We start from the raw sequence: 23873 nt of genomic DNA, 5'->3' as shown, positions 1-23873 counted from the left end.
TCGTATCGGCTGTCGCGTCACCCCGGGCGCGCTCGGTGAGTCATCTCTCTTTACACCCAGCCTCTCACGCTCGGTGACGAGCCGGGCGAGGTGTCATACCGGGCAGATACTCTGGTACCCGCATCGACCACCCCCGTCCGTTCCGGGCGCGGGGCTGTTTGCCGTGCAGATTGGGTCTCCACACCACCATGAAGCTCGCCGGTCTCACTTCCGCCGCCCTCGCCGACCCGGGCCTGGCCCGGGCCCGTGACCTCGCCCGCGCCGGGCACGCCGACCAGGTCGACCTGACCGGGCCGCCGTCGCTGCGTGCGCTCGTCGCCGCCGCCATCGCCGCCGAGCGGCCGGTCCTCGCGGTGACCGCCACCGGCCGGGAGGCGGAGGACCTTGCCGCCGCCCTCGGCTGCCTGCTGGACCCCGGCGAGGTGGCGGTCTACCCGTCCTGGGAGACTCTGCCGCACGAGCGGCTGTCACCGCGCTCCGACACGGTCGGCAAGCGGCTCTCCGTGCTGCGCCGCCTCGCCCACCCGACCGACGCCGCGCCCTGCCCGCGGGTCGTCGTGGCGCCGGTGCGCTCGGTGCTGCAGCCCCAGCTCAAGGGCCTCGGCGATCTCGAGCCGATCGAGCTGCGCCCGGGCGTGTCGGCCGATCTCGAGGACCTGGTCGTCCGGCTGGCCGAGCTGGCCTATGCGCGCGTCGACCTGGTCACCAAGCGCGGCGAGTTCGCGGTCCGCGGCGGCATTCTCGACGTCTTCCCGCCGACCGAGGAGCACCCGCTGCGCGTCGAGTTCTGGGGCGACGAGGTGGAGGAGATCCGCTCGTTCGCGGTCGCCGACCAGCGCACGATCGAGAAGGTCGAGCAGTTGTGGGCGCCGCCGTGCCGTGAGCTGCTGCTGACCGACGAGGTCCGGTCCCGCGCGGCCGAGCTGTCCACCGACCACCCGCAGCTCGCCGAGATGCTCGACAAGCTCGCCGCGGGCATCCCCGTGGAGGGCATGGAATCGCTCGCGCCCGCCCTGCTCGGCGGCACCGACTCCCTCGAGCTGGTGCTGCACACCATGCCGGAGGGCACCCACGTGCTGCTGTGCGACCCGGAGCGGATCCGCACCCGGGCGCACGACCTCGTCCGCACCAGCGACGAGTTCCTGGAGGCCAGCTGGGCGGCGGCCGCCGTGGGCGGCAAGGCGCCGATCGACCTCGGCGCCGCGGCGTTCCGCCACCTGGGCGACGTCCGTGCGGCCGCGGCGTCGCTCGGGCAGCCGTGGTGGTCACTCAGCCCGTTCGCCGCCGCGGAGGACACCGTCCGCGAGGTCGAGCCGTGGCGACTCGGCGAGGAGGACGAGAGCACCACCGTCACCGACGACGCGATCACCATCTCGCTGGCCGCCCAGCCGGTGCCGCTCTACCACGGCGAGACCGCGCGGGTCGTCGACGACCTCAAGCGGCTCTCCGGCGACGGCTGGCGGATCGCGCTCGTCTTCGAGGGCTCCGGCCCGGCCCAGCGTGCCGCCGAGGTCCTGCGCGCCGCCGACCTCGGCGTGACGCTGGCGGAGACCGTCGACACCCCGCCGCGCACCGGCGTCGTCACCGTCACCACCGGCTCCCTCGGCAACGGCTTCCTCGACGAGGCGGCCCGCCTGGCGGTCGTCACCGGCACCGACATCTCCGGTGGCCGTGGCGCGTCCACCAAGGACATGCGCAAGATGCCGAGCCGGCGCCGCAACCAGATCGACCCGCTCGAGCTGCGCACCGGCGACTTCGTGGTGCACGAGCAGCACGGCATCGGCCGTTATGTCGAGATGGTGCAGCGCACCGTCAACGGCGCCGACCGGGAATACCTCGTGATCGAATACGCGGCGTCGAAGCGCGGCCAGCCCGGCGACCGGCTGTTCGTCCCGACCGACCAGCTCGACCAGCTCTCCCGCTACGTCGGTGGCGAGGCGCCCACCCTGCACAAGATGGGCGGATCCGACTGGCAGAAGGCCAAGTCCCGCGCCCGCAAGGCGGTCCGCGAGATCGCCGCGCAGCTCATCCAGCTCTATGCGGTGCGCCAGAACTCGCAGGGCCACGCCTTCGGCCCCGACACACCCTGGCAGCGTGAGCTGGAGGACGCGTTCCCCTACCACGAGACCCCTGACCAGCTCGCGGCCATCGAAGAGGTCAAGGGCGACATGGAGAAGGCGATCCCGATGGACCGGCTGATCTGTGGCGACGTCGGCTACGGCAAGACCGAGATCGCAGTGCGGGCCGCGTTCAAGGCCGTGCAGGACGGCAAGCAGGTCGCCGTGCTGGTGCCCACCACCCTGCTCGCCCAGCAGCATTTCAACACCTTCTCCGAGCGGGTGGCACAGTTCCCGATCGAGGTCCGTCAGCTGTCGCGCTTCCAGACCCCGACCGAGACGAAGCTGACCATGGAGAAGGTCTCCGACGGCACCGTCGACATCGTCATCGGCACCCACCGGCTGCTGCAGACCGCGACCCGGTTCAAGCAGCTCGGCCTGGTGATCGTCGACGAGGAGCAGCGCTTCGGCGTCGAGCACAAGGAGTTCCTCAAGCAGCTGCGCGCCTCCGTCGACGTGCTGACCATGTCGGCCACGCCGATCCCGCGCACCCTGGAAATGGCGATCACCGGCATCCGCGAGATGTCGACCATCGCGACCCCGCCGGAGGAGCGCCACCCGGTGCTCACCTACGTCGGCGCGCAGGACGACAAGCAGGTCGCCGCGGCGATCCACCGCGAGCTGCTGCGCGACGGCCAGGTCTTCTACCTGCACAACCGCGTCGAGTCGATCGAGCGCGCCGCCCGCCGGCTGCGCGAGCTGGTCCCCGAGGCGCGGGTCGCGGTCGCGCACGGTCAGATGGGTGAAGAGGCCCTCGAGAAGATCATGGTCGGCTTCTGGGAGAAGGAGTACGACGTCCTCGTCTGCACCACGATCGTCGAGAGCGGCATCGACATCCCCAACGCCAACACCCTCATCGTGGAGCGCGCCGACCTGCTCGGCCTCGCCCAGCTGCACCAGATCCGCGGCCGCGTCGGCCGGGGCCGCGAGCGGGCCTACGCCTACTTCCTCTACCCGCCGGACAAGCCGCTCACCGAGCACGCCCACGAGCGGCTCGCCACGATCGCCCAGCACACCGAGCTCGGCGCGGGCATGTATGTGGCGATGAAGGACCTGGAGATCCGCGGCGCGGGCAACCTGCTCGGCGGCGAGCAGTCCGGGCACATCGAGGGCGTCGGCTTCGACCTGTACGTGCGGATGGTCGGCGAGGCGGTCCAGCAGTTCAAGGGCGAGCGGCCGGAAGAGGAGGAGGTCGACGTCAAGATCGACCTGCCGGTCGACGCGCACCTGCCGCTGGAGTACATCGCCGCGGAGCGGCTGCGCCTGGAGATCTACCGCAAGATCGCCGGGTCGAAGGACGACGCCGCGCTCGACGAGATCGTCGCCGAGATGAAGGACCGCTACGGCGAGCCCCCGCTCCCGGTGGCCAACCTGCTGGCGGTCGCGCGGTTCCGGTTCCTCGCGCGGGCGCACGGGCTGACCGACGTCTCGTTGCAGGGCAAACACATCCGGTTCGCCCAGCTGCAGCTGCCCGACTCCAAGCAGATGCGGCTCAAGCGGCTCTACCCGGAGGCGGTCTACAAGGCGGCCGCCGAGACGGTCTCGCTGCCCCGCCCGTCGACCCGCCGGGTCGGTGGTGAGCCGATGCGCGACACCCAGTTGCTGGACTGGGCCGCCGAGCTGCTCACGACCGTCCTCGGCTCCCCAGCCGCATGAGATCGACGTTACGGCACGTGAGATGGTGGTCCACTATGCGTGTCCGTCGCCTGGCGCTCGTCGCCGTGTCCACCGTCCTCGCCGGCGTCTCGCTGGCCGGTTGCCGCTCGGCGCCCACCGTGGCCGCCTACGTGGGCGACCGGAAGATCACCGTCGCCGAGGTCGACGCGATCGTCCGGTCCGTCAACGACGTCGCCGAGCAGCGCCTGGTGGCCCGCAAGCAGGCGTATGACGCGCGGATGGACGCGATCAAGGCGGGCAAGGGGCCCGACGAATACCCCGAGGTGCCGGTCGAGGCCATGCTGCCGATCGTGCACACCAGCGCCAGCCAGGTGCTGTCGTTGATGGTCTGGGGGGACGTGACCGACCGGATCCTGGCCGAGCGGCACCTCACCACGTTCGGTCCCCCGCCGTTCACCGACATCTTCGGCCTGCCCGCCTCCGACGAATACGTGCGGCTGTGGCTCGACTACTGGCCGGCCTTCGAGGCGATTCTCCAGGGGAGCGCGCAGCGGGTGCCGAGCAACGACGAAGCCGGCCGGTTCTACGACGCGCTCGACGAGATCGGTCAGGTGCCCGACGTCGTGTCGTATGAGCAGGTCATCGCCGGCCTCAAGCAGAACACCCAGATCGGTGCGGCGTTCCAGGCGCAGCAGGCCCTCGCCGAGGCCGTCCGCACGGCCCACGTGACGGTCAACCCGCGTTACGGCGGGCTCGTGATGCCGGTGATGCTGGCCCTCCAAGGCGGCGACACGCCGATTGACGTAGCCTTCCCGAGCGACAGCGAAGTGCCGGTAGAGGAGGCCTGACGTCCGTGTCGGCAAGGGTGGTCCTGCTGGTGACGTCGCCCCGGCTGCCCGCCGGGGTGCTGACCGCGCAGGCGTGGGACCTGGTCCGTGCGCATCCGGTCCTCGCCGCAGCCGAGTCCGAGCAGGCACAGGCCCTGCGGGCCGCCGGCGCCACGGTCACGGTCGTGCCCGCCACAGCCGACTCGCTGCTCGCCGCCATCGCCGAGCACGGCACCGTGGTCTGGCTGGCCGCACCCGACGGCGACGAGCAACTGGCCCGGGAGCTGGGCCTGCGGCTCGCCCGGGAGCCCGGCCTGGCCGAGCTCGAGCTGCTCTACGGCTCGTGGGATCCGCCCGGCGCGCGGCTGCTCGACGCGGTGACGGTGATGGACCGGCTGATGCACCCCGAGGCCGGCGACCCGTGGAAGCGGGCCCAGACCCACCACAGCCTGGCGCCGTTCCTCCTGGAGGAGGCCTACGAGCTGTACGACGCGATCCGCGACGACGACACCGAGGCGGTTCGCGAGGAGCTCGGCGACGTCCTGCTCCAGGTCGTCCTGCACGCGCGGCTCGGCGAGGAGACCGCCGGCTTCACCATCGACGACGTGGCCGGCGACCTGGTCGACAAGCTCATCCGGCGCAACCCGCACGTCTTCGCCGACACCGTGGTCGGCGACATCGACGAGATCATCGCCAACTGGGAGCAGATCAAGAAGGCCGAGAAGGCCCGCGACTCGGCCGTCGACGGCGTCGCCCTCTCGCAGCCGGCGCTGGCCCTCGCCGCGAAGCTCCTCCAGCGGGTCGCCCGCGCCGGCCTCGACGTCCCGCCGCCGTCCGGCGACAACCTGGGCGCAAAGCTGTTCGCGCTGGTCGCGAAGGCCCAGGCGGAGGGCGCCGACGCCGAGGCGGCCCTGCGCGAGACGGCGCTGTCCTACATGGAGGCCGTCCGCCGCGCCGAGCGCTCATGACGCGTAGGGATCACGCAGCACCGCCGGCTTCCCGAGGCCCTCGTTGATCTGCAGCAGCGGTGGGGCGCCCACGTAGCCGAGTTGCCGGGCGACGCCGGTGATCCCGCCGGCGCCGAGGACGCGCGCGGTGCTTCCCATGCGCTCTCCTGGACACGTCCGGCACGGCGCGCGCCGAGCACCAGGCCGGAGGCCACCAGCAGGACGCCGCCCACCCGGACGCCGGACGGCAGCACACCGTCCACGATGGACACCGTCGCCAGCGCGAACACCGGGACCAGGCCGACGTACACGCCGGCGCGCTCGACGCCGAGGCCGGCCACCCCGGAGTACCAGCAGACGAACGCGACCACCGTCAGCACCAGGCCCAGGAAGACCAGCGCGGCCGTCTCCCCGCCGGTGGGGAGCCGGGGCCGCTCACCGGAGAAGGGCAGCGCGAGCAGCAGCAGCGGAACGGCGAGCAGCGTGCTCCACGCGGACACCCGCAGCGGGCCGAGCCGGGGCAGCAGGGGCGCGGCGAGCAGCGAGAACGCCGCCTCGCACAGCAGTACGCCGACCGCCGCGACCAGACCGAGCGCGTCGAAGTCGCCGAAGCCCTGCACGATCCCGGCGCCGGCCACGACCACGGTCGCCGCGGCCACGAGCTGCGGCGTCGGGCGGCGGCGCTCCTGCAGCGGGCCCAGCAGCGCCAGCAGCAGGGGACTGGCTCCGACGATCGTGGCGATCACCGCGGGGTCGGCGTGGCGTAGCGCGAAGAGCAGCAACACGTTGAACAGCACGAGGCCGGTCGCCGCGACCGCCGCCAGTCGCACCAACTCCCGCGCCGTGGGCCACAACCGGTCCCGGAACAGCAGCAGCCCGAAGAGGGCGAGTGCGGCCAGCGCGTACCGCAGCGCCTGCCCGGTGAGGATCGGATAGTCGACGATCGAGCGGCTTACGGTGAACGAGCCGCCGAGAATCGCGCAGGTCAACACGCAGTAGGCGGAGTAACGGCGGGTCATGGCGCCGAACGTACGGCGGTCAATGGTCCACGCTACAGTGCCACCGATGCCCGGATTTGGAGGACCACTTGTCGGTGTGGGAGGCGCTGGTCGAGCTGGACCGCAGCCGGCCGCGCGTCGGCGATCAGCTGGTCGGCGCGCTGCGGGACGCCATCACGCGGGGACGTCTCGCCCCCGGCACCCGGCTGCCCTCCACGCGTGACCTCGCCGCCGACCTGGGTGTGTCCCGGGGACTCGTCGTCGGGGCGTACGAGCAGCTGGTCGCCGAGGGGCGCCTGCTGACCCGCCGCGGCTCGGGCACCGTCGTCGCCGACGTCGTCACCACCATGCCCAAGCAGCGCGGCGAGGCGCCCGACCGCCCCACCACCGTGGCCCCGCTGCGCCCGGGCGTGCCAGACCTGGGGATGTTCCCGCGAACCGCGTGGCGGCGCGCCTACGAGACGGCACTGGCCGGCGCGCTCGACGCCGACTTCGACTACACCGACGCGGTCGGCGTGCCCCGCCTGCGCCGTGAGCTGGCCGGCTACCTCGGCCGGGTCCGCGCCGCGCTGGTGCCGCCGGAGGGCCTGATCGTCACCGCCGGCGTCACCCAGGGGCTCGCGCTGCTCGCCAATGCGCTGCTGACCGCCGGCATGAAGCGTGTGGGGCTGGAGGACCCCGGCCCGGCGGCGCTGCGTGACCACCTGACCCGGCTCGGGCTCGACGTCGTGCCGGTCCCCGTTGACGGCGAAGGGCTGGACGTGCGGGCGCTCGGCCGGACGAGAGCCAAGGCGGTCGTCGTCACCCCGGCGCACCAGTTCCCGACCGGCGTCGTCCTGGCACCGAGCCGGCGGGCCGAGCTCGTCGCATGGGCACGCCGGGTCGACGGGCTCGTGATCGAGGACGACTACGACGCCGAGTACCGCTACGACCGTGAGCCGGTGGCATGCCTGCAGGGCCTCGCGCCGGACCGCGTCGCCCTCGTCGGGTCGGTGAGCAAGGTCCTCGCCCCCGGCCTGCGGCTCGGCTGGCTCGTCGCGCCGCAGGCCTGGCTGCCCGACCTGCGCGCGGCCAAGGCCGACGCCGACAACGGTGGACCGTCGCTGCAGCAGCTGGCGTTCGCCGAGTTCCTGGCCGGCGGTGGGTACGACCGCCACCTGCGCCGCGCACGCCGCCTGCACCGCGAGCGCCGCGACGCGGCCGTCGCCGCGCTGCGCCGGCACCTGCCGACGGCCCGCATCGGCGGCATCGCGGCCGGCCTGCACCTGGTGGTCGAGCTCCCGCCGGGGGTCGACGACCGAGCCGTGGCCGAGCGCGCGGCGGCGGCCGGTCTCGGGCCGCTCGCGCTGTCGTCGCTGCGGCAGCGCGGCCGCGGCCCGGCCGGCCTGGTGCTCGGCTACGCCGCACACACCCCGCACGAGCTGGCGAGGGCGGTTCGCACCCTCGCCGGCCTCGTGTAGGGGATACGGTTCTGGAATGCCGCATGACTTCGTGCCACTGGCCGAGCACATCGCCGACGCGTTGCTGGAGGTAGATCCGCGGCTCGCCGCGTCGGCCGGCGACCACCGGTTCGACGACCGGCTGCCGGACTACTCGGCCGACGGCGTCGCCGGCGACGTCGACATGCTGCGCGACGCCTCCGCCGCACTCAGCCAGATCGATCTCGACACCCTCGACGTGCAGGAGCAGGTCGACCACGCGGTGCTGCTGGCCCGCGTCGAGCGGATGCTGTTCGAGCGGACCGAGGTTCGCGAGCACGAGTGGAACCCGCTCGCGCACAATCCCGGCACCCTGCTGCACGGGCTCATCTCCCGGCCGTTCGCGCCGGCCGAGGAGCGTCTGGTCGCCGTCGCGGCGCGGCTTTCGGCAGTACCTGATGTGCTGTCCACCGCCCGTGAGGTCCTCCAGGAGTCGCCGCGCGTCCACGTGGAGACGGCCGTCGTGCAGTTCTCGGGCACGGCCCGCCTGGTCCGCGAGGAGCTGGGTGAGCTGCTGAAGGAGGCGCCCGGCCTGACCGAGGTGATCCGGCCGCTCCAGGAGCGGGCCGCCGCCGAGCTCGACGCCTTCGCCGGCTGGCTGCGCGGTCGGCTCGACACGTCCGACCGCGACCCCCGTCTGGGCCGCCGCCTGTGGGAGGCCCGGCTGTGGCACACGCTCGACACCGAGCTGGGGGCGGCGACCGTGCTGGAGCGCGCGGAGGCCAACCTCGACCGGGTGAGTGCCGAGCTGCGCGCCGCTGCCGCCGAGCTGACCGGAGGGCCGGAGAGCGACAACACCGTGCGCGAGGCGTTCGCGCGGCTCGCCGCCGACGTGCCGGACAACGACACGATCGTCGACCTGGCCAAGGTGTCGCTCGACGAGGCCACCGGGTTCGTCCGGGCGCACGACCTCGTCACGCTGGTCGACGACCCGCTGGTCATCATGGAGATGCCGGAGTTCGCGCGGGGCGTCGCGGTGGCGTACTGCGACCCGCCCGGCATGCTCGAGCCCTCCGAGCTGCCGACGTTCTTCTGTATCTCGCCGACCCCCGCGGACTGGTCCGCCGACCGCGTGGCGTCGTTCTACCGCGAGTACAACCACCACATGCTGCGCGACCTCACCGTCCACGAGGCGACGCCGGGCCACTTCCTCCAGCTCGCCCATGCCCGCCGGTTCCGCGGCCGCACCCGGGCCCGCGCGATCGGCTGGTCTGGCCCGTTCGTCGAGGGCTGGGCGGTCTACGCCGAGGAGCTCATGGCCACGCTGGGCTTCGGCGGCCTCCCGGTGCGGTTGCAGCAGCTCAAGATGCAGTTGAGAATGAGCATCAACGCGATCATCGACCAGCGCATCCACTGCGACGGCATGACCGAGGACGAGGCGATGGCCCTGATGATGGGCCGGGGCTTCCAGGAGGACGGCGAGGCGGCCGGCAAGTGGCGGCGGGCACGGTTGAGCTCGACGCAGTTGTCGACGTATTTCGTCGGCTACACCGAGGTGAGTGAGATCGCCCGCGAACGCCCCTCGGACGTGTCGCTGCGCGACTGGCACGACCGCATGCTGGCGCACGGCTCCCCGCCTCCGCGCCACCTCCGCACGCTGCTGTCCCTCTGACCGGCTCGTGGCTCACGTTCAAGAGCGACCGCCCCGTTGTCGGCTGGCCGAGGTGAGAAGCCCTCGGTCTTGCCCCGCCGCTCTCAACCGGCTGCGGTAAGACGCGCCAGCCGCCAGCCGCCAGCGGTCTGCCCTGCGGGAGCGGCTCCGGATTAAATTCTGTGGCCGGGGCGGATTTGTGCGCCGATTTCCGGACACACCGAGAGGTGCGCGGTCAAGATCGCAACTGGGGAGGGCGCCGGCCCGTGGTGGGTGGCGCAACGCGAGGGGGCGCGGACCGCGGCGTCGCAAGATCGTGCCCCGGGATAGGCTCAAGCTGCCGCACCGTGGCGGCCGGACACACCGTTCCAACGTAGGGGGTTCCACGACAGTGGCCACTATCGAAGCAATCGGCGCGCGGGAGATCCTCGACTCGCGGGGCAACCCGACCGTCGAGGTCGAGGTTGTTCTCGACGACGGCACCCTCGCCCGTGCGGCTGTTCCCTCCGGCGCCTCCACCGGTGCCTTCGAGGCCAACGAGCTGCGCGACGGCGACAGCAAGCGCTACCTCGGCAAGGGTGTCGAGAGGGCCGTCGAGAACGTCAACGAGCGCATCGCCGAGGCCGTCCGCGGCTTCGACGCCACCGAGCAGCGCCTCGTCGACCAGGCCATGCTCGACCTCGACGGCACCCCGGAGAAGTCCGAGCTGGGCGCCAACGCCATCCTCGGCGTCTCCCTCGCCGTCGCGAAGGCCGCCGCCGACTCGGCCGGCCTGAGCCTGTTCCGCTACCTGGGCGGCCCCAACGCGCACCTGCTGCCCGTGCCGATGATGAACATCCTCAACGGTGGCGCCCACGCGGACTCCAACGTCGACGTCCAGGAGTTCATGGTCGCGCCCATCGGCGCGCCGACGTTCCGCGAGGCGCTGCGCACCGGCGCCGAGGTGTACCACTCGCTCAAGTCGGTGCTGAAGAAGAAGGGCCTCGCCACGGGCCTCGGTGACGAGGGCGGCTTCGCGCCCAACCTCGACAGCAACCGCGCCGCGCTCGACCTGATCGCCGAGGCCGTCGAGAAGGCCGGCTACTCGCTCGGCACCGACGTGGTGCTCGCGCTCGACGTGGCGGCCACCGAGTTCCACAAGGACGGCGGCTACACGTTCGAGGGTGCCTCGAAGTCGGCCGAGGAGATGATCGAGTACTACACGCAGCTCGTCGACTCCTACCCGATCGTGTCCATCGAGGACCCGCTGTCGGAGGAGGACTGGGACGGCTGGAAGGCGATGACCGACGCGCTCGGCAACCGCATCCAGATCGTCGGCGACGACCTGTTCGTCACCAACCCGCAGCGCATCGCCCGCGGCGTCGCGACCGGCACCGCCAACGCGGTGCTGGTCAAGGTGAACCAGATCGGTTCGCTCACCGAGACGCTCGACGCCGTCGACCTGGCGCACCGCGCCGGCTTCCGCACGATGATGAGCCACCGCTCGGGTGAGACCGAGGACACCACGATCGCCGACCTCGCCGTCGCCGTCGGCAGCGGCCAGATCAAGACCGGTGCGCCGGCGCGTTCCGAGCGCGTCGCGAAGTACAACCAGCTGCTGCGCATCGAGGACGAGCTCGACGACGCGGCGCGCTATGCCGGTCGGGGAGCCTTCCCGCGGTACCGTTAGTGCGATTTTTTGCGTCTGCGGCCTCCTGATCATGGGGGCCGCAGACGCAGTGAACCACCTGGGGGAGGAATGCAGCAGCGCACCAGGCCGGGCGGGCGCAGCGCGCCTTCACGCGGCTCGGCGCCCCGCGGTCAGCGGTCCGGCGGGGGACGTGCCCCGGCCCGGCCGACCGTGGCGCGACGGGCGGTGTCGGCCGGCGGCACGGCGCTGCGGACCCGGGCACCGCAGCCGCGGCGGTTCACCAGCCGGGCGATCGTGCTGAGCCTCGTGTTGCTGGTCCTGCTGCTCGCCTACGCCTACCCGGTGCGGGTCTACCTCGCCCAGCAGGCCGAGATCGCCGCCCTGGAGCAGAGCCAGGAGCGGCAGGCGGCGAAGGTCGCCGAGATGGCGGCGCGGGCGAAGAAGTGGGACGACCCGGAATACGTGATCAGCCAGGCCCGGCAGCGGCTGCACATGGTGTTGCCGGGGGAGAAGTCGTACGTCGTGGTCGACCCGGACCGGGCCACGAAGACCGACCCGGCCGACGTGCCGGGCGCGGAGAAGGCCCCCCGGCCGTGGTATGGCAAGTTGTGGTCGAGCGTCGAGGCGGCGGACAAGCAGTGAGCGAACCCGAGAAGGCCACCGAGCAGGATCTGGCGGTGGTCGAGGCGCAGCTCGGCCGCAGGCCGCGGGGCACCCGGGCCGTCGCCCACCGGTGCCCGTGCGGGCTGCCCGACGTCGTGGAGACCACGCCGCGCCTGCCCGACGGCACGCCCTTCCCGACGTTGTACTACCTGACGTGCCCGAGGGCGGTCCAGGAGTGCAGCCGGCTGGAGTCGGCCGGGCTGATGAAGACGATGAACGCCCGGCTCGCGGAGGATCCGGAGCTGGCGGAGGCCTACGCGCGGGCGCACGAGGACTACCTGCGCCGGCGCGAGGAGATCGGGCACGTCGAGGAGATCGCCGGCGTGTCGGCCGGGGGCATGCCGACGCGGGTGAAGTGTCTGCACGTACATCTCGGGCATGCACTTGCCGTCGGGCCCGGGGTGAACCCGTTCGGCGACGAGACCCGGGAGCAGGCGGGCGCCTGGTGGGCGGCCGGCCCGTGCGTGTCAGTCGATCCGGGTGACGACTGAGCGCAGGATCTCCCAGCCCTCGGCGTCGTCCGAGGTGCCGGTGTGGGGACGGCGGAACCGGCGGATCTCGACGGCGATGTCGGACAGCGCCCACCGCAGCTGGAGGAGCATGATCGTCGATGGGCGGACCAGCACCCCGGTCGCGTCGGCGTAGGCGGCGAAGATCGACCCGTCGCCCGGCTCGATCAGCCAGAGGTCCCGCTCCGGGGGTGAGACGAGCACGGTGTCCCAGTCGATCAGCCGCCACCCGGTCGGGGTGCGCATCGTGTTGCCCGAGTGCGGCTCGCCGTGCGTGAGGACGGCGCGCACGGGCTCGGCCCGGCTCCCGAGGACCAGCTCGTCGTACCGCGCGAGGACCCTCCGCAAGGGTTCGGCGTGCTCGACGAGAAGGTCGGCGACGGCCGTCGAGTACGGCCCGCAGTCCGGCCCCGGCTGTTTGAGTGCCTGCTCGACCTCGTCCCGATGCGGCACGGCGAAGTCGTCGACACGAGCGTGCCGCCGGACGATCGGCGGCGCGGTGTGCAGCTGGATGATCATGTCGAGGGTGGCCTGGCGGTGCTCCGGCCCGGCGAAGGCGTTCCAGTCGAAGCTGGTGCCGTCGACGAACGGGTAGACCGCGACGGCGAACGGCCCGTGCCGGAGCATCGGCTGGTTGCCGACCGTCGGGATGGGCGCCACGGCGAACGTGTGCCCGGTCGCCCGCAGGTCCACCGCGACGGACAGGGATGCGTGCAGCTTGTCCGCGTCGGCCGGCTCGTCTACGGTGACGAACCACCGGGAGCCCGAGGTGTCGACGAGCTCCCAGTGGTGGCTGCCGAAGCCGACCGCCCGATACGTCAGCGACTTGACGGTGAGTCCCCACTCGCGGACGAGCAGCGACGAGAGCGCGTCGTCGGGAAGCCCTCGGGGTGGCGTGAGCACCCCGACAAGGTACGTCAGTTGCCCGGCGCAGGCGGGGCCGTGCCTTCGATGATCTTCGCACCCTTGGGCGCCACGAACGCCTGCGGGTCGACCTGCTCGCTGTATTTCGTCAGTTCCACACCGAGCTGCTTGTCGTCCGTGCCGACCCCCTTGAACCGGGTGAGCAGGCCGTTCTCGGCGACGCAGACATGGAACTCCTTCGCGGTGACCGCGTTGGGGTCGCTGTCCTTCGGGATTCCCGTCACATCGAGACAGTCGCTTTTCTGACCGGCGATCGTGGCGGTGTTCTGCGCGATCTTCACGCCGGGAACCACCGCGGCGGCGGTCATCAGGGCCAGCGCCATCTCGGTGTTGATGAAGCCGCCGCCGGCGACCGCCGACAGGTAGGCGGCCTGGTCGGCGGAGGAGAGCTGACCGGTCTGGACCGGGCTCTTGTGGCACACCGTCTTGTTCGCGGGACCGGAGCAGGACAGCAGCGTGTCCTCGGTGAGGATGAAGCGGCCCTCCTTGCCCAGGTAGGCGGCCTTCGGCGGCTGCTGCACCACGGTTGTGGCCGAGCCGTCGTCGGTCTTGTATTCGGCGGTGAACGTCAGCTGGCCCGACTTGCCCATGCGGTCGGCGAGGTCGCTGATCGCGGAGACGTTGTCGACGGTCTGCTTGACCTGGTTGATCACGCCGCAGCCCAGCACACCGGCGCCGAGTACGGAAGCGGTGGCCACGGTCAGGATCCGGGAACTGGCTCGATGCATGCGCACAATGTGGTCCCCGGCGACCGGGCGGGCAACGAACTGTCAGCAGGGTGACCCGTTGATGGTGCATTTGGTCGGCTGGGCCGCCTCGCCCTTGGCCGCGAAGCCCATCCGGAGCGTGCCACCCGCCTCCAGGTACGTGTTCCAGGACTGCGAGCGCAGGGTCAGGGTTTTGGCCTTTTGCTCGATCTTGGCGCCCCACGTCGACGTGAGGTCCACGGTCTCGGGGAGTTCGAGCTGTACGGTCCAGCCCTCGACCGGCTGGGCGCCGAGGTTCGTCACCGTCACCTCGGCGTTGAAGCCGTCCTTCCACTTGCTGCGTACGGCGTACCCGGCCTTCATGGGCTGCGTGCCGGCGGCGGCAGCGGACGGTGGTGCGCTCGCTGTCGGGGTGGGCCCGGTGGTATGGGCGGATTCTGGCGGCGGTGTGCCGTCCTTGGTCAGATACAAGACCGTCATGGTGCCCGCCACGAGGACCATCACCGCCGTGGTGACCATCAGCACCCGGTCACGTGTCAGATGCCACACCCGCGCGCAACTACCCTTACCGCCATGGAGGTAACCGTTCGGCGGGCACGGACCGCCGACGTGCGGGGGATCCGGCGGCTGGTGGCGATGTACGTCGCGGACCGGCGGTTGCTGTCGAAGCCCATGGTGACGCTGTACGAGGCCGTGCAGGAGTTCTGGGTGGCCGAGCGCGACACCGACGGCACGATCGTCGGGTGCGGCGCTCTGCACGTCATGTGGGAGGACCTGGCCGAGGTCCGGACCGTGGCGGTCGACCCGCTGATCCGCGGGCACAAGATCGGTCACCGCATCGTGACCGAGTTGCTCAGCGCGGCACGTGACATCGGAGTGCGGCGCGTGTTCGTGCTGACCTTCGAGACCCGCTTCTTCGGCTCGTTCGGCTTCGTGCCGATCGACGGGACGCCGGTCACCCACTCGGTCTACGAGGAGCTACTGCGCTCGTATGACGAGGGTGTCGCGGAGTTCCTCGACCTCGAACGGGTCAAACCCAACACCCTCGGCAACACGCGTATGCTGCTGCATTTGTAGGCTTTCGTGGTGTGAGCGGTGTGAGCGGTGTGAGCGGTGTGAGCGGTGTGAAGCGTGTGGCTGCGATCGACTGCGGGACCAACTCGGTGCGTCTGCTCATCGCCGACGTCGACGGCGGGCAACTGTCGGACGTCACCCGGCAGATGCGGATCGTGCGGCTCGGTGAGGGTGTGGACCGGACCGGGCGGCTGTCGCCGGCGGCCATCGAGCGGACCCGGCTCGCCCTCGTCGACTACGCGGCGGAGATCGCCGCCGCGGACGTGGCGGCGGCCCGGATGGTGGCCACCAGCGCGTCGCGGGACGCCGCGAACGCGGCCGACTTCGAGCAGATGGTCACGAGCGTGCTGGGCTTCGCGCCCGAGGTGATCACCGGCGACGAGGAGGCACGGCTGTCGTTCACCGGCGCCGTTCGGGGCCTGGCCGCCGAGCCGCCGTTCCTGGTCTTCGACATCGGTGGCGGCTCGACCGAGTTCGTCGTGGGCTCGACCGGCGTTGACGCGGCGATCAGCGTCGACATCGGCTGCGTCCGGATGACCGAGCGGCACCTGCACGGTGACCCGCCGACCGCGGCCCAGATCGCGGCGGCCGAGGCGGACATCACCGCGGCGGTCGACCGCGCGCTGGCGGCCGTCGACGGCAAGCGGGCCCGCACGCTGGTCGGACTGGCCGGCTCGGTGACGACGGTCACGGGTCTGGCGCTCCACCTGCCGGCCTATGATCCCGAGCGCATTCACCGTGCCCGGATCTCCACCGCCGACGTGGCGAAGGTGACCGCGGACCTGCTGGCGGCGACCGCCGAGCAGCGGCTCGCCAGCCCGGTCATGCACCCGGGCCGCGCCGACGTGATCGGTGCCGGCGCCCTCATCCTGCGGATCATCCTGGAACGGTCGGGCGCCGACTCGGTCATCGCCTCGGAATCGGACATCCTGGACGGCATCGCCTATTCCGTGACCTGACCCGCCTCGGCGCGATCTTGGATCGCATGTGCCCGGGAGCGGCGGCGCCGGCTGTCGGATTTGTGTCAGCGCAGGTCAGCCGGTGCGGCGGACCTCGGCCCGGGACTGCTCCCGCGGCTCGGCCTCGTCGCGGGACCACCACCACCCGTATGTGAGCACGCCGTCGCTCGGCATCGTCATGATGATTTTGGCCGGCATGGGGCCCTCGTAGGCGTTGAAGACGCCGGGCTGGCTTTCCACGAACCGGGTCACGCCGGGCAGCTCAAGGCAGGTGACGTGCAGTTCCAGGCGCCCGGCCTCGCTCGCGGTGAGGATCGTGTGCTCGACGTGCTGCAGTCCCTTGCTGTCGCTGACCGCCTCGTAGTCCAGTGTCACGGCATTGCCGCGCACCACTGAGGTCACCTTGATGCGGGCGACGAACGGCCCGGACTCCAACCCGTCGCCGCGTCCGCGGTAGACGCCGGGGGCTGCGGCGAGTCGTCTCAGGAGATCGGTCACGGCGCACACCGTAATACGACAGCGCACATGGCTGCGCACACTGGTCCTCTACCGCTATCGTGAGCCGTCCCCGGCGGGCAAGAGGGTCGATTTTCCAAGCTCACGCCCCTTTTGGTCCGTTAGGGTGATCTTTGCGGCATACCCCGGAAGGAACCACATGTCTGATCAGTACCCGCCGCCCGGCAGTTACCCGCCCCCTGGCGGTGGTGGCGGTTACCCGCCGCCCGGCGGTAACGACCCGTATGGGCAGCCCGCCTCCGGCGCCCCCTACGGGCAGCCCGCCTCCGGCGCCCCCTACGGGCAGCCCGCCTCCGGCGCCCCCTACGGGCCGCCCGCGAGTGGCGCGCCGTTCGGCGCTCCGCCGCCGCCTCCGAAGAAGAGCAGCGCCGGCAAGATCATTCTGATCATCGTCGGCATCATCCTGGTGCTCGCGCTCGTCTGCTGCGGTGGCATCTTCTTCTTCGCCAAGGACACCTGGAACGACATCGTCGACAGTGTCGAGAGCAACTCGGCGAACGCGAAGGTCGGCGACTGCCTGGCCGGTGACACCATCACCGAGGCCGGCAACGACGAGGTCAGCGTGAAGATCGTGGCGTGCGACGCCGCCGACGCGAAGTACAAGGTCGTCGGCATCAAGAGCGGTGTGGCGCGCGCTGAGGCGCTCAAGAGCGAGCCCACCGTCTGCAACGACTTCGCGGACGCGAACTACGTGCTCTGGCAGGGCACCAACGTCAGCAGCGGCGATGCCCTCTGCCTGGTCGACGCGAAGTAAGACTCGACGACGCCGAGGAAGCACCGTCGTTTCTCGCGAGGCGGTCCGCAGTGAGCGGGCCGCCTTTTGCGTGTCCGCGGACCGGTTGCTTCGTCGACACGATCTCTGTACTTGATACTACTGTGCATTGCGCACTACTGTGCACGGCGTGGACACCACCCAGTTGCTCAAAGGGGTGCTCGACCTGGCCGTCCTCGCGGTCCTGCGGGACGAGGACGGCTACGGCTACGACATCCTGCGCCGGTTGCGCTCGGCCGGCCTGGAGGAGGTCGGCGACGCCTCGGTCTACGGCACCCTTCGCCGGCTGTTCCAGGCCGGAATGCTGACCACCTACGTGGTCCCGAGCGAAGAGGGGCCGCACCGCAAGTACTACGCGCTCAACGCCGCCGGCCGCACCCAGCTCAGCGCCTCCAGCAAGGTCTGGCGGGGCTTCGCGCAGACCATGGACCAGTTGATCGGGGAGACGGCATGACGGAGTCGGCGGCGCCCAGCAGCCTCGAGATCGACTACTACCTGGAGCGGGTCGCCGCCGCCCTGGCGGACCTGCCGCCCGAGGTGCGCGACGATCTGCTCGAAGACCTCCCGGCACACTTCGCCGAGGTGCTGGAGGAGCAGGGCGGCACCCTCGTCGACCGGCTCGGCCCGCCCGCGGCCTACGCGGCGGAGCTGCGCGCCGCGGCCGGCCTCGAGACCTCCGCCACCACCCGCCCGTCGCTGCCCGGCCGCCTCGACGGCATCGTCCGGCAGGTCCGCACGGGCGCCGGCGTCGCCGACCGGAAGGTCGGCCAGCTCATCGGCTACCCGCGCGCGGCCGACTTCCTGCGCCTGCTGCGCCCGGCCTGGTGGGTCGCCCGGGCGGTCTTCATCGTGGTCCTGATCTTCGCGGCCGACATCATCCCGGCCGACCGCTTCGACGATCCGCTGGGCTGGCTGGTGCTGGCGGTGGCGGTCGTCGTGTCGGTGCGGATCGGCGCGACAGGCCGGCCCCGTGCCCCGAAGTGGCTGGGCTTCGCGGTCACCGCGGTCGCCGTGGTGGGCGCGCTGTTCGTGGTGTCGAACTCGGACGGCATCCTGTACCGGTTCACGGACACGTTCCGCTACCAGTCGAACGAGCCCTACGATCGCTGGTCGCACGTGACGGACGTGTTCCCGGTGGACGAAAACGGCCGCCCGCTGCAGAACGTGACGCTGTACGACCAGGACGGCAACCCCATCATGCTGGGCGAATACTGGCGCTGCCAGAACGACCGGTATGACGGCATCGATCCCCGCCCGGCCCCGAGCTACCCGTTGTGCAAGGGCCCCCGCCTGGCGACCCCGGCCCCGACGGCGACCGAGTCCCCCTCGACGTCCCCGTCCGCCTCGGCATCGACGTCCCCCTCTGCCTCGGCTTCGTCGACCCCTTGATGCCTCAGGCGAGTTGATCGTGGAGCGTTGTGGTCGCTCTGACCGCCGCAGCGCTCCACGGTCGACTCCAAGCGATCATGAAACCGGGCCGCCACCTGGCGGCTGCGGCGGGCTCGGTTAGCGTTGCTGCGTGACACCCGCTCCAGCCGCCCGCCGGCCCGACGCGCTCGACCTGCTCGACGCCGAGATCGCCGGCTGCCGGCGCTGCCCGCGGCTGGTGGCCTGGCGCGAGGAAGTGGCGCGGACCAAGCGGGCCGCCTTCCGCGACGAAACCTACTGGGGCCGCCCGGTTCCCGGCTACGGCCCGCACCACCCGCGGCTGGCGATCCTCGGCCTCGCGCCCGCCGCGCACGGCGGCAACCGCACCGGTCGCATCTTCACCGGCGACCGCTCCGGCGACGTCCTCTTCGCCGCGTTGTACCGCGCCGGCCTCGCCAACCAGCCCACCAGCACCGGGCGTGACGACGGCCTCACGCTCTCCGGCACCCGGATCTTCTCGGCGGTGCGGTGCGCGCCGCCCGACAACAAGCCCACGCCGGTCGAGCGGGACACCTGTGCGCCGTTCCTGCATCGGGAGCTCACCGAGATCCGCGACGACCTGCGGGTCGTCATCGCGCTCGGCGGGTTCGCCTGGGCCGCCTTCTGGCCCGCCGCCAAGGCCGTCTACGGTGTAGCACCGGCGCGTAAGGTGCCCTTCGGTCACGGCGCGCTGTGGCAGGCCGAGGGTGCCCCCGCGTTGCTCGGTTGTTACCACGTGAGCCAGCAGAACACCTTTACCGGTCGGCTCACGCCAGGAATGCTGGACGAGATTCTCGCCCGCGCCAAGGCACTGGCCGGGCTGGACCGAAGAACCGACTGAGCGACGGGATGTCATGGACCGCACCATCAACCGCTGGTTGCCGGTGCTGGCCGTCGTCGCGGTGCTCGGCGTCGGGGTCGTGGCGGCGTCCACCTCGTCGCCGGAGATCACGAACCTGCCGGTGCCGCCCCTGGAGACCACGAGCCCGCCGCCCCGGCCGACCGCCGAGGTGACCGTGTTGCCGACCGGCGCCGGTGAACAGGACGGCGGGTCGGCGTTCACGATCCCCGACTGGTTGATGTACGCGGTCATGGCGCTCTGCGCGGCCGTCGTGCTCGCCCTGATTGCCGGCCTCGTGGTCATGCTGCTGCGCAACGCCGAGCCGAAGCAGAAGCCGCGGCTGTTCGTCGAGCCGCAGGAGGCCAGGCCGATGACGCCCGACACCGGGCAGGAGGTCATCGCCGCCGTCGACGCCGGTCTCTCGGAGCTGTCCGACACCGACGGCGACCCGAGGCGCGCGGTGATCGCCTGCTGGGTGCGCCTGGAGCGGGCCGCCGCCGCGGCCGGCACCCCGCGGCTGATCGGGGACAGCCCGACCGAGCTGGTCACGCGGCTGCTGAGCGGCCACCGGGTGAGCCGGCCGACGCTGGAGGGGCTCGCCGTGGTGTACCGCGAGGCGCGGTACGCCACACACCCGGTCGACGAGCGGTCCCGCCGGGCCGCGATCGAAGCGCTGCGCCAGCTGCGCGCGGAACTGGCCGGGGTCACACAGGGAGGGGTGACGGGTGGCGCGTGACCGCGACGAGGTGGTCGGCCTCGACGAGCTCTTCGACGCCGGGCGCGCGACCGTGCGCGCCGACCCGCGCCCGGTCCGGCGGCCGTCGCGGCCGTTCGACGGCCGGTGGTGGATCCGGCGGCTGTTCGTGGCGGTCGCACTGACCACGGTCGGCTGGGGCGTGCTCTGGACGGCCCGCTACAGCATCTCCTATCCGCTGATCCTCCTGACGATCGTGGCCGTCCAGATCATGCACGAGGTGCTGCGCCAGGTCCGCGCCGACGAGATGCCCGCCGAGGTCACCGGCAAGGGCATCGAGCCGCTCCGCTCGCCGAGCCCCGCCACCGAGCGGCTGCGGCTACGTGACCCTGTGCCGACCGGCGACGGGTTGCGACTCGCGATCGGCAAGTGGGACGACCGCCTCGTCTGGGGTGAGCGTGATCCCGGCAGGTTCGCCGCGTTGGTCGTACCGCGCGTGAGTGACCTCGTCGACGGGAGACTGCGCCAGCAGTACGGCATCACGTTGAGCAGTGCCCCGGAGCAGGCCCGCCGGCTCGTCGGTGAGGAGCTGTGGCAGTTGCTGCACTACACACCGTCGCGCGTGCCGAGCCCGCGGGACGTAACATCGATCGTCGCAAAGGTGGAGGCGCTATGAAGACGCTCGCACCGGCCGAAGTGGGCCGGATCGCCAAGGTGGTCCTGGACCAGGTCGGCACGGTGGTCGTCGGCAAGCGCGACGCACTCGAGCTGGTTCTGGCCGGCGTCCTCGCCGGCGGTCACGTGCTGCTCGAGGACCTGCCCGGCCTGGGCAAGACGCTGACCGCCCGCTCGTTCGCCCAGGCGCTCGGCATCGGCTTCCGGCGGCTGCAGTTCACCCCCGACCTGCTGCCCGCCGACGTGACCGGCTCGTTCCTCTACGACCAGCGCGCCCACGAGTTCACGTTCCGTGCCGGCCCGGTCTTCACCAACCTGCTGCTCGCCGACGAGATCAACCGCACCCCGCCGAAGACCCAGTCGGCGCTGCTGGAGGCCATGCAGGAGCGCCAGGTGTCGGTCGAGGGCGCGACGTACCGGCTGGACGCCCCCTTCCACGTGCTGGCCACCGCCAACCCGATCGAGTACGAGGGCACCTACCCGCTGCCCGAGGCGCAGCTCGACCGGTTCCTGCTGCGCGTCTCGTTCGGCTACCCCGAGGCCGACGAGGAGTGGGACGTCCTGCGCCGCCGCATGTCCCGGCGCCAGGAGGAGGCCAATCTCGAGCCGGTCGTCGACGCCGAGACGCTGCTGGCCATGCAGGCCGCGCTGGAGGACGTCGCCGTCGAGGACTCCATCGGGCGATACATCGTGGCGCTCACCGCGGCGACCCGCGTCCACCCGCAGGTGCTGGTCGGCGCCTCACCGCGTGGCTCCCTCGCACTCCTGCTGCTCGCCCGGGCCGCCGCCGCGCTCAGCGGCCGCGACTACGTGGTGCCCGAGGACGTGAAGGCCGTCGCCGTCCCGGCCCTCGCACACCGGATCACGCTGCGGCCGGAGATGTGGCTCAAGCGGATCGATCCCCGCTCGGTCGTGGCGGAGGTGCTGGAGCAGACGCCGGCGCCCGCGAGCGGCGCGATGCCCACATACGGCGGAAGGCATGGCTGACACACCGGGGCCCCGGTCCCACGCGCGGCCGTTCGAGCCGACCCGCGCGCTGGGCCGGGCGGTGCTGGTCTCCGGCGTGCTCGTGCTCGTCGCCGTGCTCATCGGCCTCTACGACCTGGTCGTGCTGGCCGTGCCGTTCGCGCTCGGCACCGCGATCTCGCTGGTGCGCCGCCCCGCCCGCACGCCGACGGTCACCGTGACCGCCGCCGAGCCCTTCGTCGTCGAAGGCGGCGACCTCGACGTCCGGGTCGACGTCGGCAACCCTAACCCGTCCGGCTTCGACCTGGTGGTCGTCCGGCTGGTGGTGCCCGAGTGGGTGCGCCTCAAGCACTCCGACCGCCCGTATGCCGTCGACGTCCAGCCCGGCACCATCGCCGGTGTCGACCTCGACGGCCGGGTGCTGCGCTGGGGCCGGCACCCGCTCGGCCCGGTCACCGCGCACGCGATCGCGGCCGACGGCCTGCTCGTCAGCCGGGCCGTGCGGGCGCCGGCGCTGCCCCTGAAGGCATACCCGGCGATCGAGCACTTCGACGCCGCCGAGGCCATGCCCCGCGCCGCCGGGCACGTCGGCGGGCACCGCTCCCGCCGCACCGGCGAGGGCGGCGAGCTGGCCGGTGTGCGCCGGTTCGGCTCCGGCGACCGGCTGCGCCGCATCGACTGGCGGGTCTCGCTGCGCACCCGCGAGATCCACGTGGTGAGCACGCTGTCCGACCGCGACGCCGAGGTCGTCGTCCTGCTCGACGCGCTGCACGAGGCCGGCCGCTCCGGCGGCATCGAGGGCCGCGCCTCCGTGCTGGACACGACCGTCCGTGCCGCGGCCGGCATCGCCGAGCACTACCTGCACCGCGGCGACCGGGTGGCGCTGCTCCAGTACGGCGGGACCGTCCGGCACCTGCGCGCCGCCAGCGGCCGCCGGCACTACATGACCACGCTGGAGTGGCTGCTCGACGTCGCGCCGGCGGGCAACGCCGACGAGCCGCCACCGTCGTCGTTCGGCCCGCACATGGTGCAGGGCAACGCCCTGGTCATGGTGCTCACCCCGCTGCTGGACATCCGCTCGGCGGCGATGCTGGCGAACCTCGCCCGGGCCGGCAGGTTCGTGGTCGCCGTCGACACGCTCGGCACGCCCGTACTGCCGAAGCGCTCCTCCGGCAAGTGGGGCGACATCCCGCAGCGGCTGTGGGTCCTGGAGCGGCAGAACATCATCGCCCAGCTGCGCGAGCACGGCGTCCCCGTGGTGGCGTGGGGCGGCGCCGGCAGCCTCGACGAGGTGCTGCGCGGCGTCGCGCGCGTGGCGGTCGGACGGACGGTGACCGCATGATCGAGGAGCTGCGGGAGTACCTCGCCGGGCGGGTCGGCCGGGTCAAGGACATGCGGGAGCGGGCCGCCGCCGGTCCGCTGCTGGTCCGGCTGGGCATCGCGGTCTTCGCCGCGCTGTCGATGGTGCTGGCGTTCCCGCACCAGGTGACGAGGAACCTCGCCGGCATCGTCGTCGCTGGGGTCGTCGCCCTGCTGCCGGCCGCCTTCCCGCGCGGCCGCATGGTGGGCCTGGCCATCTTCGCCTGCGCGTTCGGCTGGCTGATCGGGACCTTCGTGTACGACCAGCCGCTCAACGTCACACGGCTGATCGCCCTGTCGACGGCGCTGTACCTGACGCACTCCCTCGCCGCGCTGGCCGCGGTGTTGCCGTACGACGCCGTCGTCTCACCCGGGGTGCTCGTCGGCTGGCTGCTGCGCGCCGGCGGGATCGTCGCGGTCAGCGCGATCGTGAGCGTGGTGCTCCTGGCCGTGGTCAAGGTGGTCGTCGGACCGGTGTTCCTGGTGGCCTCGCTGGTCGGCGTGGTGGCCGCCGGTGCACTGGCATGGCTCATCGCGCGGCGTGCCTGAGCGCTGACGGCTGTCGATCGACTTCGGGCCTGTGTGGTCCGCGTAACAGCCCT

At 71.9% G+C, this 23873-nt stretch carries 24 protein-coding genes; 19 read left to right on the top strand and 5 right to left on the bottom strand.

Annotation, left to right across the window (positions count from 1 at the left end; all coding sequences use genetic code 11):
• The first annotated feature begins 188 nt into the window (after positions 1-188).
• From mfd to Dfulv_RS43790, 3 genes are read left to right on the top strand one after another with little or no spacing between them, the layout of a single operon-like run.
• Positions 189-3773 carry a transcription-repair coupling factor gene (gene mfd, locus Dfulv_RS43800; protein ID WP_259859714.1) on the top strand — a complete coding sequence of 1195 codons (3585 nt, stop codon included), beginning with the start codon at positions 189-191 and terminating at the stop codon, positions 3771-3773.
• Between the two features lie 35 nt (positions 3774-3808).
• The gene (locus tag Dfulv_RS43795) at positions 3809-4582 is read left to right on the top strand and encodes a SurA N-terminal domain-containing protein (RefSeq protein ID WP_259859713.1); all 774 of its coding nucleotides are present in this window, start codon (positions 3809-3811) and stop codon (positions 4580-4582) included.
• Positions 4583-4587: 5 nt separating this feature from the next.
• Complete coding sequence (locus tag Dfulv_RS43790) at positions 4588-5529, top strand: MazG family protein (protein ID WP_259859712.1); 942 nt, start codon at positions 4588-4590, stop codon at positions 5527-5529.
• Here Dfulv_RS43790 and Dfulv_RS43785 read toward each other — a convergent pair.
• Entirely contained in the window at positions 5493-6527 is a 1035-nt protein-coding gene (locus Dfulv_RS43785; RefSeq protein ID WP_259859711.1) for a DMT family transporter, read from the bottom strand. The two genes, Dfulv_RS43790 and Dfulv_RS43785, sit on opposite strands and share 37 nt — an antisense overlap.
• A 74-nt stretch (positions 6528-6601) precedes the next feature.
• Here Dfulv_RS43785 and pdxR point away from each other — a divergent pair, with 74 nt between their 5' ends.
• From pdxR to Dfulv_RS43760, 5 genes are all read left to right on the top strand, one after another.
• A complete protein-coding gene (gene pdxR / locus Dfulv_RS43780; protein ID WP_259869364.1) occupies positions 6602-7966 on the top strand; it encodes a MocR-like pyridoxine biosynthesis transcription factor PdxR in 1365 nt (454 codons plus the stop codon).
• Positions 7967-7982: 16 nt separating this feature from the next.
• Entirely contained in the window at positions 7983-9596 is a 1614-nt protein-coding gene (locus Dfulv_RS43775) for a DUF885 domain-containing protein (protein ID WP_259859710.1), read from the top strand.
• A gap of 370 nt (positions 9597-9966) precedes the next feature.
• Positions 9967-11244 carry a phosphopyruvate hydratase gene (eno, locus tag Dfulv_RS43770; RefSeq protein WP_259859709.1) on the top strand — a complete coding sequence of 426 codons (1278 nt, stop codon included), beginning with the start codon at positions 9967-9969 and terminating at the stop codon, positions 11242-11244.
• A 171-nt stretch (positions 11245-11415) separates the two neighbouring features.
• On the top strand, positions 11416-11847 hold the full coding sequence (locus Dfulv_RS43765) for an FtsB family cell division protein (protein ID WP_259859708.1): 432 nt from the start codon (positions 11416-11418) through the stop codon (positions 11845-11847).
• On the top strand, positions 11844-12359 hold the full coding sequence (locus Dfulv_RS43760) for a DUF501 domain-containing protein (protein WP_259859707.1): 516 nt from the start codon (positions 11844-11846) through the stop codon (positions 12357-12359). Before Dfulv_RS43765 ends, Dfulv_RS43760 begins: the two co-directional genes overlap by 4 nt.
• Here the strand turns inward: Dfulv_RS43760 and Dfulv_RS43755 are convergent.
• Genes Dfulv_RS43755 through Dfulv_RS43745 form a run of 3 tightly spaced genes read right to left on the bottom strand, consistent with a single transcriptional unit; the run spans position 12336 to position 14527 of the window.
• Positions 12336-13280, bottom strand: a complete 945-nt coding sequence (locus Dfulv_RS43755; RefSeq protein ID WP_259859706.1) for a phosphotransferase — start codon at positions 13278-13280, stop codon at positions 12336-12338. The genes Dfulv_RS43760 and Dfulv_RS43755 overlap by 24 nt on opposite strands.
• A gap of 14 nt (positions 13281-13294) precedes the next feature.
• Positions 13295-14029: a hypothetical protein gene (locus Dfulv_RS43750; protein WP_259859705.1), complete on the bottom strand. Its 735-nt coding sequence runs from the start codon at positions 14027-14029 to the stop codon at positions 13295-13297.
• Positions 14030-14071: 42 nt separating this feature from the next.
• The gene (locus tag Dfulv_RS43745) at positions 14072-14527 is read right to left on the bottom strand and encodes a cellulose-binding domain-containing protein (protein WP_259869362.1); all 456 of its coding nucleotides are present in this window, start codon (positions 14525-14527) and stop codon (positions 14072-14074) included.
• Between the two features lie 54 nt (positions 14528-14581).
• Here Dfulv_RS43745 and Dfulv_RS43740 point away from each other — a divergent pair, with 54 nt between their 5' ends.
• Both Dfulv_RS43740 and Dfulv_RS43735 read left to right on the top strand, forming a co-directional pair.
• Positions 14582-15085 (top strand): amino-acid N-acetyltransferase, encoded by a 504-nt coding sequence (locus Dfulv_RS43740; RefSeq protein WP_259859704.1) that lies wholly within the window; start codon positions 14582-14584, stop codon positions 15083-15085.
• A gap of 56 nt (positions 15086-15141) precedes the next feature.
• Positions 15142-16041 carry a Ppx/GppA phosphatase family protein gene (locus Dfulv_RS43735; protein ID WP_319805849.1) on the top strand — a complete coding sequence of 300 codons (900 nt, stop codon included), beginning with the start codon at positions 15142-15144 and terminating at the stop codon, positions 16039-16041.
• Positions 16042-16116: 75 nt separating this feature from the next.
• Here Dfulv_RS43735 and Dfulv_RS43730 read toward each other — a convergent pair whose 3' ends face one another.
• A complete protein-coding gene (locus Dfulv_RS43730; protein WP_259859702.1) occupies positions 16117-16539 on the bottom strand; it encodes a hypothetical protein in 423 nt (140 codons plus the stop codon).
• 157 nt (positions 16540-16696) lie between these two features.
• On the opposite strand from Dfulv_RS43730, the gene Dfulv_RS43725 reads away from it, so the two are divergent.
• The 9 genes from Dfulv_RS43725 to Dfulv_RS43685 all read left to right on the top strand — a co-directional run bounded on the left by Dfulv_RS43725 (position 16697) and on the right by Dfulv_RS43685 (position 23820).
• Positions 16697-17311 (top strand): LppU/SCO3897 family protein, encoded by a 615-nt coding sequence (locus Dfulv_RS43725; protein ID WP_259869877.1) that lies wholly within the window; start codon positions 16697-16699, stop codon positions 17309-17311.
• Between the two features lie 148 nt (positions 17312-17459).
• The gene (locus tag Dfulv_RS43720) at positions 17460-17783 is read left to right on the top strand and encodes a PadR family transcriptional regulator (protein ID WP_259859701.1); all 324 of its coding nucleotides are present in this window, start codon (positions 17460-17462) and stop codon (positions 17781-17783) included.
• On the top strand, positions 17780-18718 hold the full coding sequence (locus Dfulv_RS43715) for an HAAS signaling domain-containing protein (RefSeq protein WP_259859699.1): 939 nt from the start codon (positions 17780-17782) through the stop codon (positions 18716-18718). Before Dfulv_RS43720 ends, Dfulv_RS43715 begins: the two co-directional genes overlap by 4 nt.
• A gap of 130 nt (positions 18719-18848) precedes the next feature.
• Positions 18849-19577 (top strand): uracil-DNA glycosylase, encoded by a 729-nt coding sequence (locus tag Dfulv_RS43710; protein ID WP_319805731.1) that lies wholly within the window; start codon positions 18849-18851, stop codon positions 19575-19577.
• Positions 19578-19590: 13 nt separating this feature from the next.
• Entirely contained in the window at positions 19591-20313 is a 723-nt protein-coding gene (locus tag Dfulv_RS43705) for a DUF4129 domain-containing protein (RefSeq protein WP_259859698.1), read from the top strand.
• Positions 20303-20947, top strand: coding sequence for a hypothetical protein (locus tag Dfulv_RS43700; protein ID WP_259859697.1), 645 nt, complete (start codon positions 20303-20305; stop codon positions 20945-20947). Before Dfulv_RS43705 ends, Dfulv_RS43700 begins: the two co-directional genes overlap by 11 nt.
• Complete coding sequence (locus Dfulv_RS43695) at positions 20944-21933, top strand: AAA family ATPase (protein WP_259859696.1); 990 nt, start codon at positions 20944-20946, stop codon at positions 21931-21933. The genes Dfulv_RS43700 and Dfulv_RS43695 overlap by 4 nt, the downstream gene beginning before the upstream one ends.
• Positions 21926-23254 (top strand): DUF58 domain-containing protein, encoded by a 1329-nt coding sequence (locus tag Dfulv_RS43690; protein WP_259859695.1) that lies wholly within the window; start codon positions 21926-21928, stop codon positions 23252-23254. Before Dfulv_RS43695 ends, Dfulv_RS43690 begins: the two co-directional genes overlap by 8 nt.
• Positions 23251-23820, top strand: coding sequence for a hypothetical protein (locus Dfulv_RS43685; RefSeq protein ID WP_259859694.1), 570 nt, complete (start codon positions 23251-23253; stop codon positions 23818-23820). Before Dfulv_RS43690 ends, Dfulv_RS43685 begins: the two co-directional genes overlap by 4 nt.
• Positions 23821-23873 lie beyond the last annotated feature (53 nt).

The organism is Dactylosporangium fulvum, assembly GCF_025137375.1.
Lineage (GTDB): Bacteria > Actinomycetota > Actinomycetes > Mycobacteriales > Micromonosporaceae > Dactylosporangium > Dactylosporangium fulvum.
This window is presented reverse-complemented; position numbering and strand designations above follow the sequence as displayed.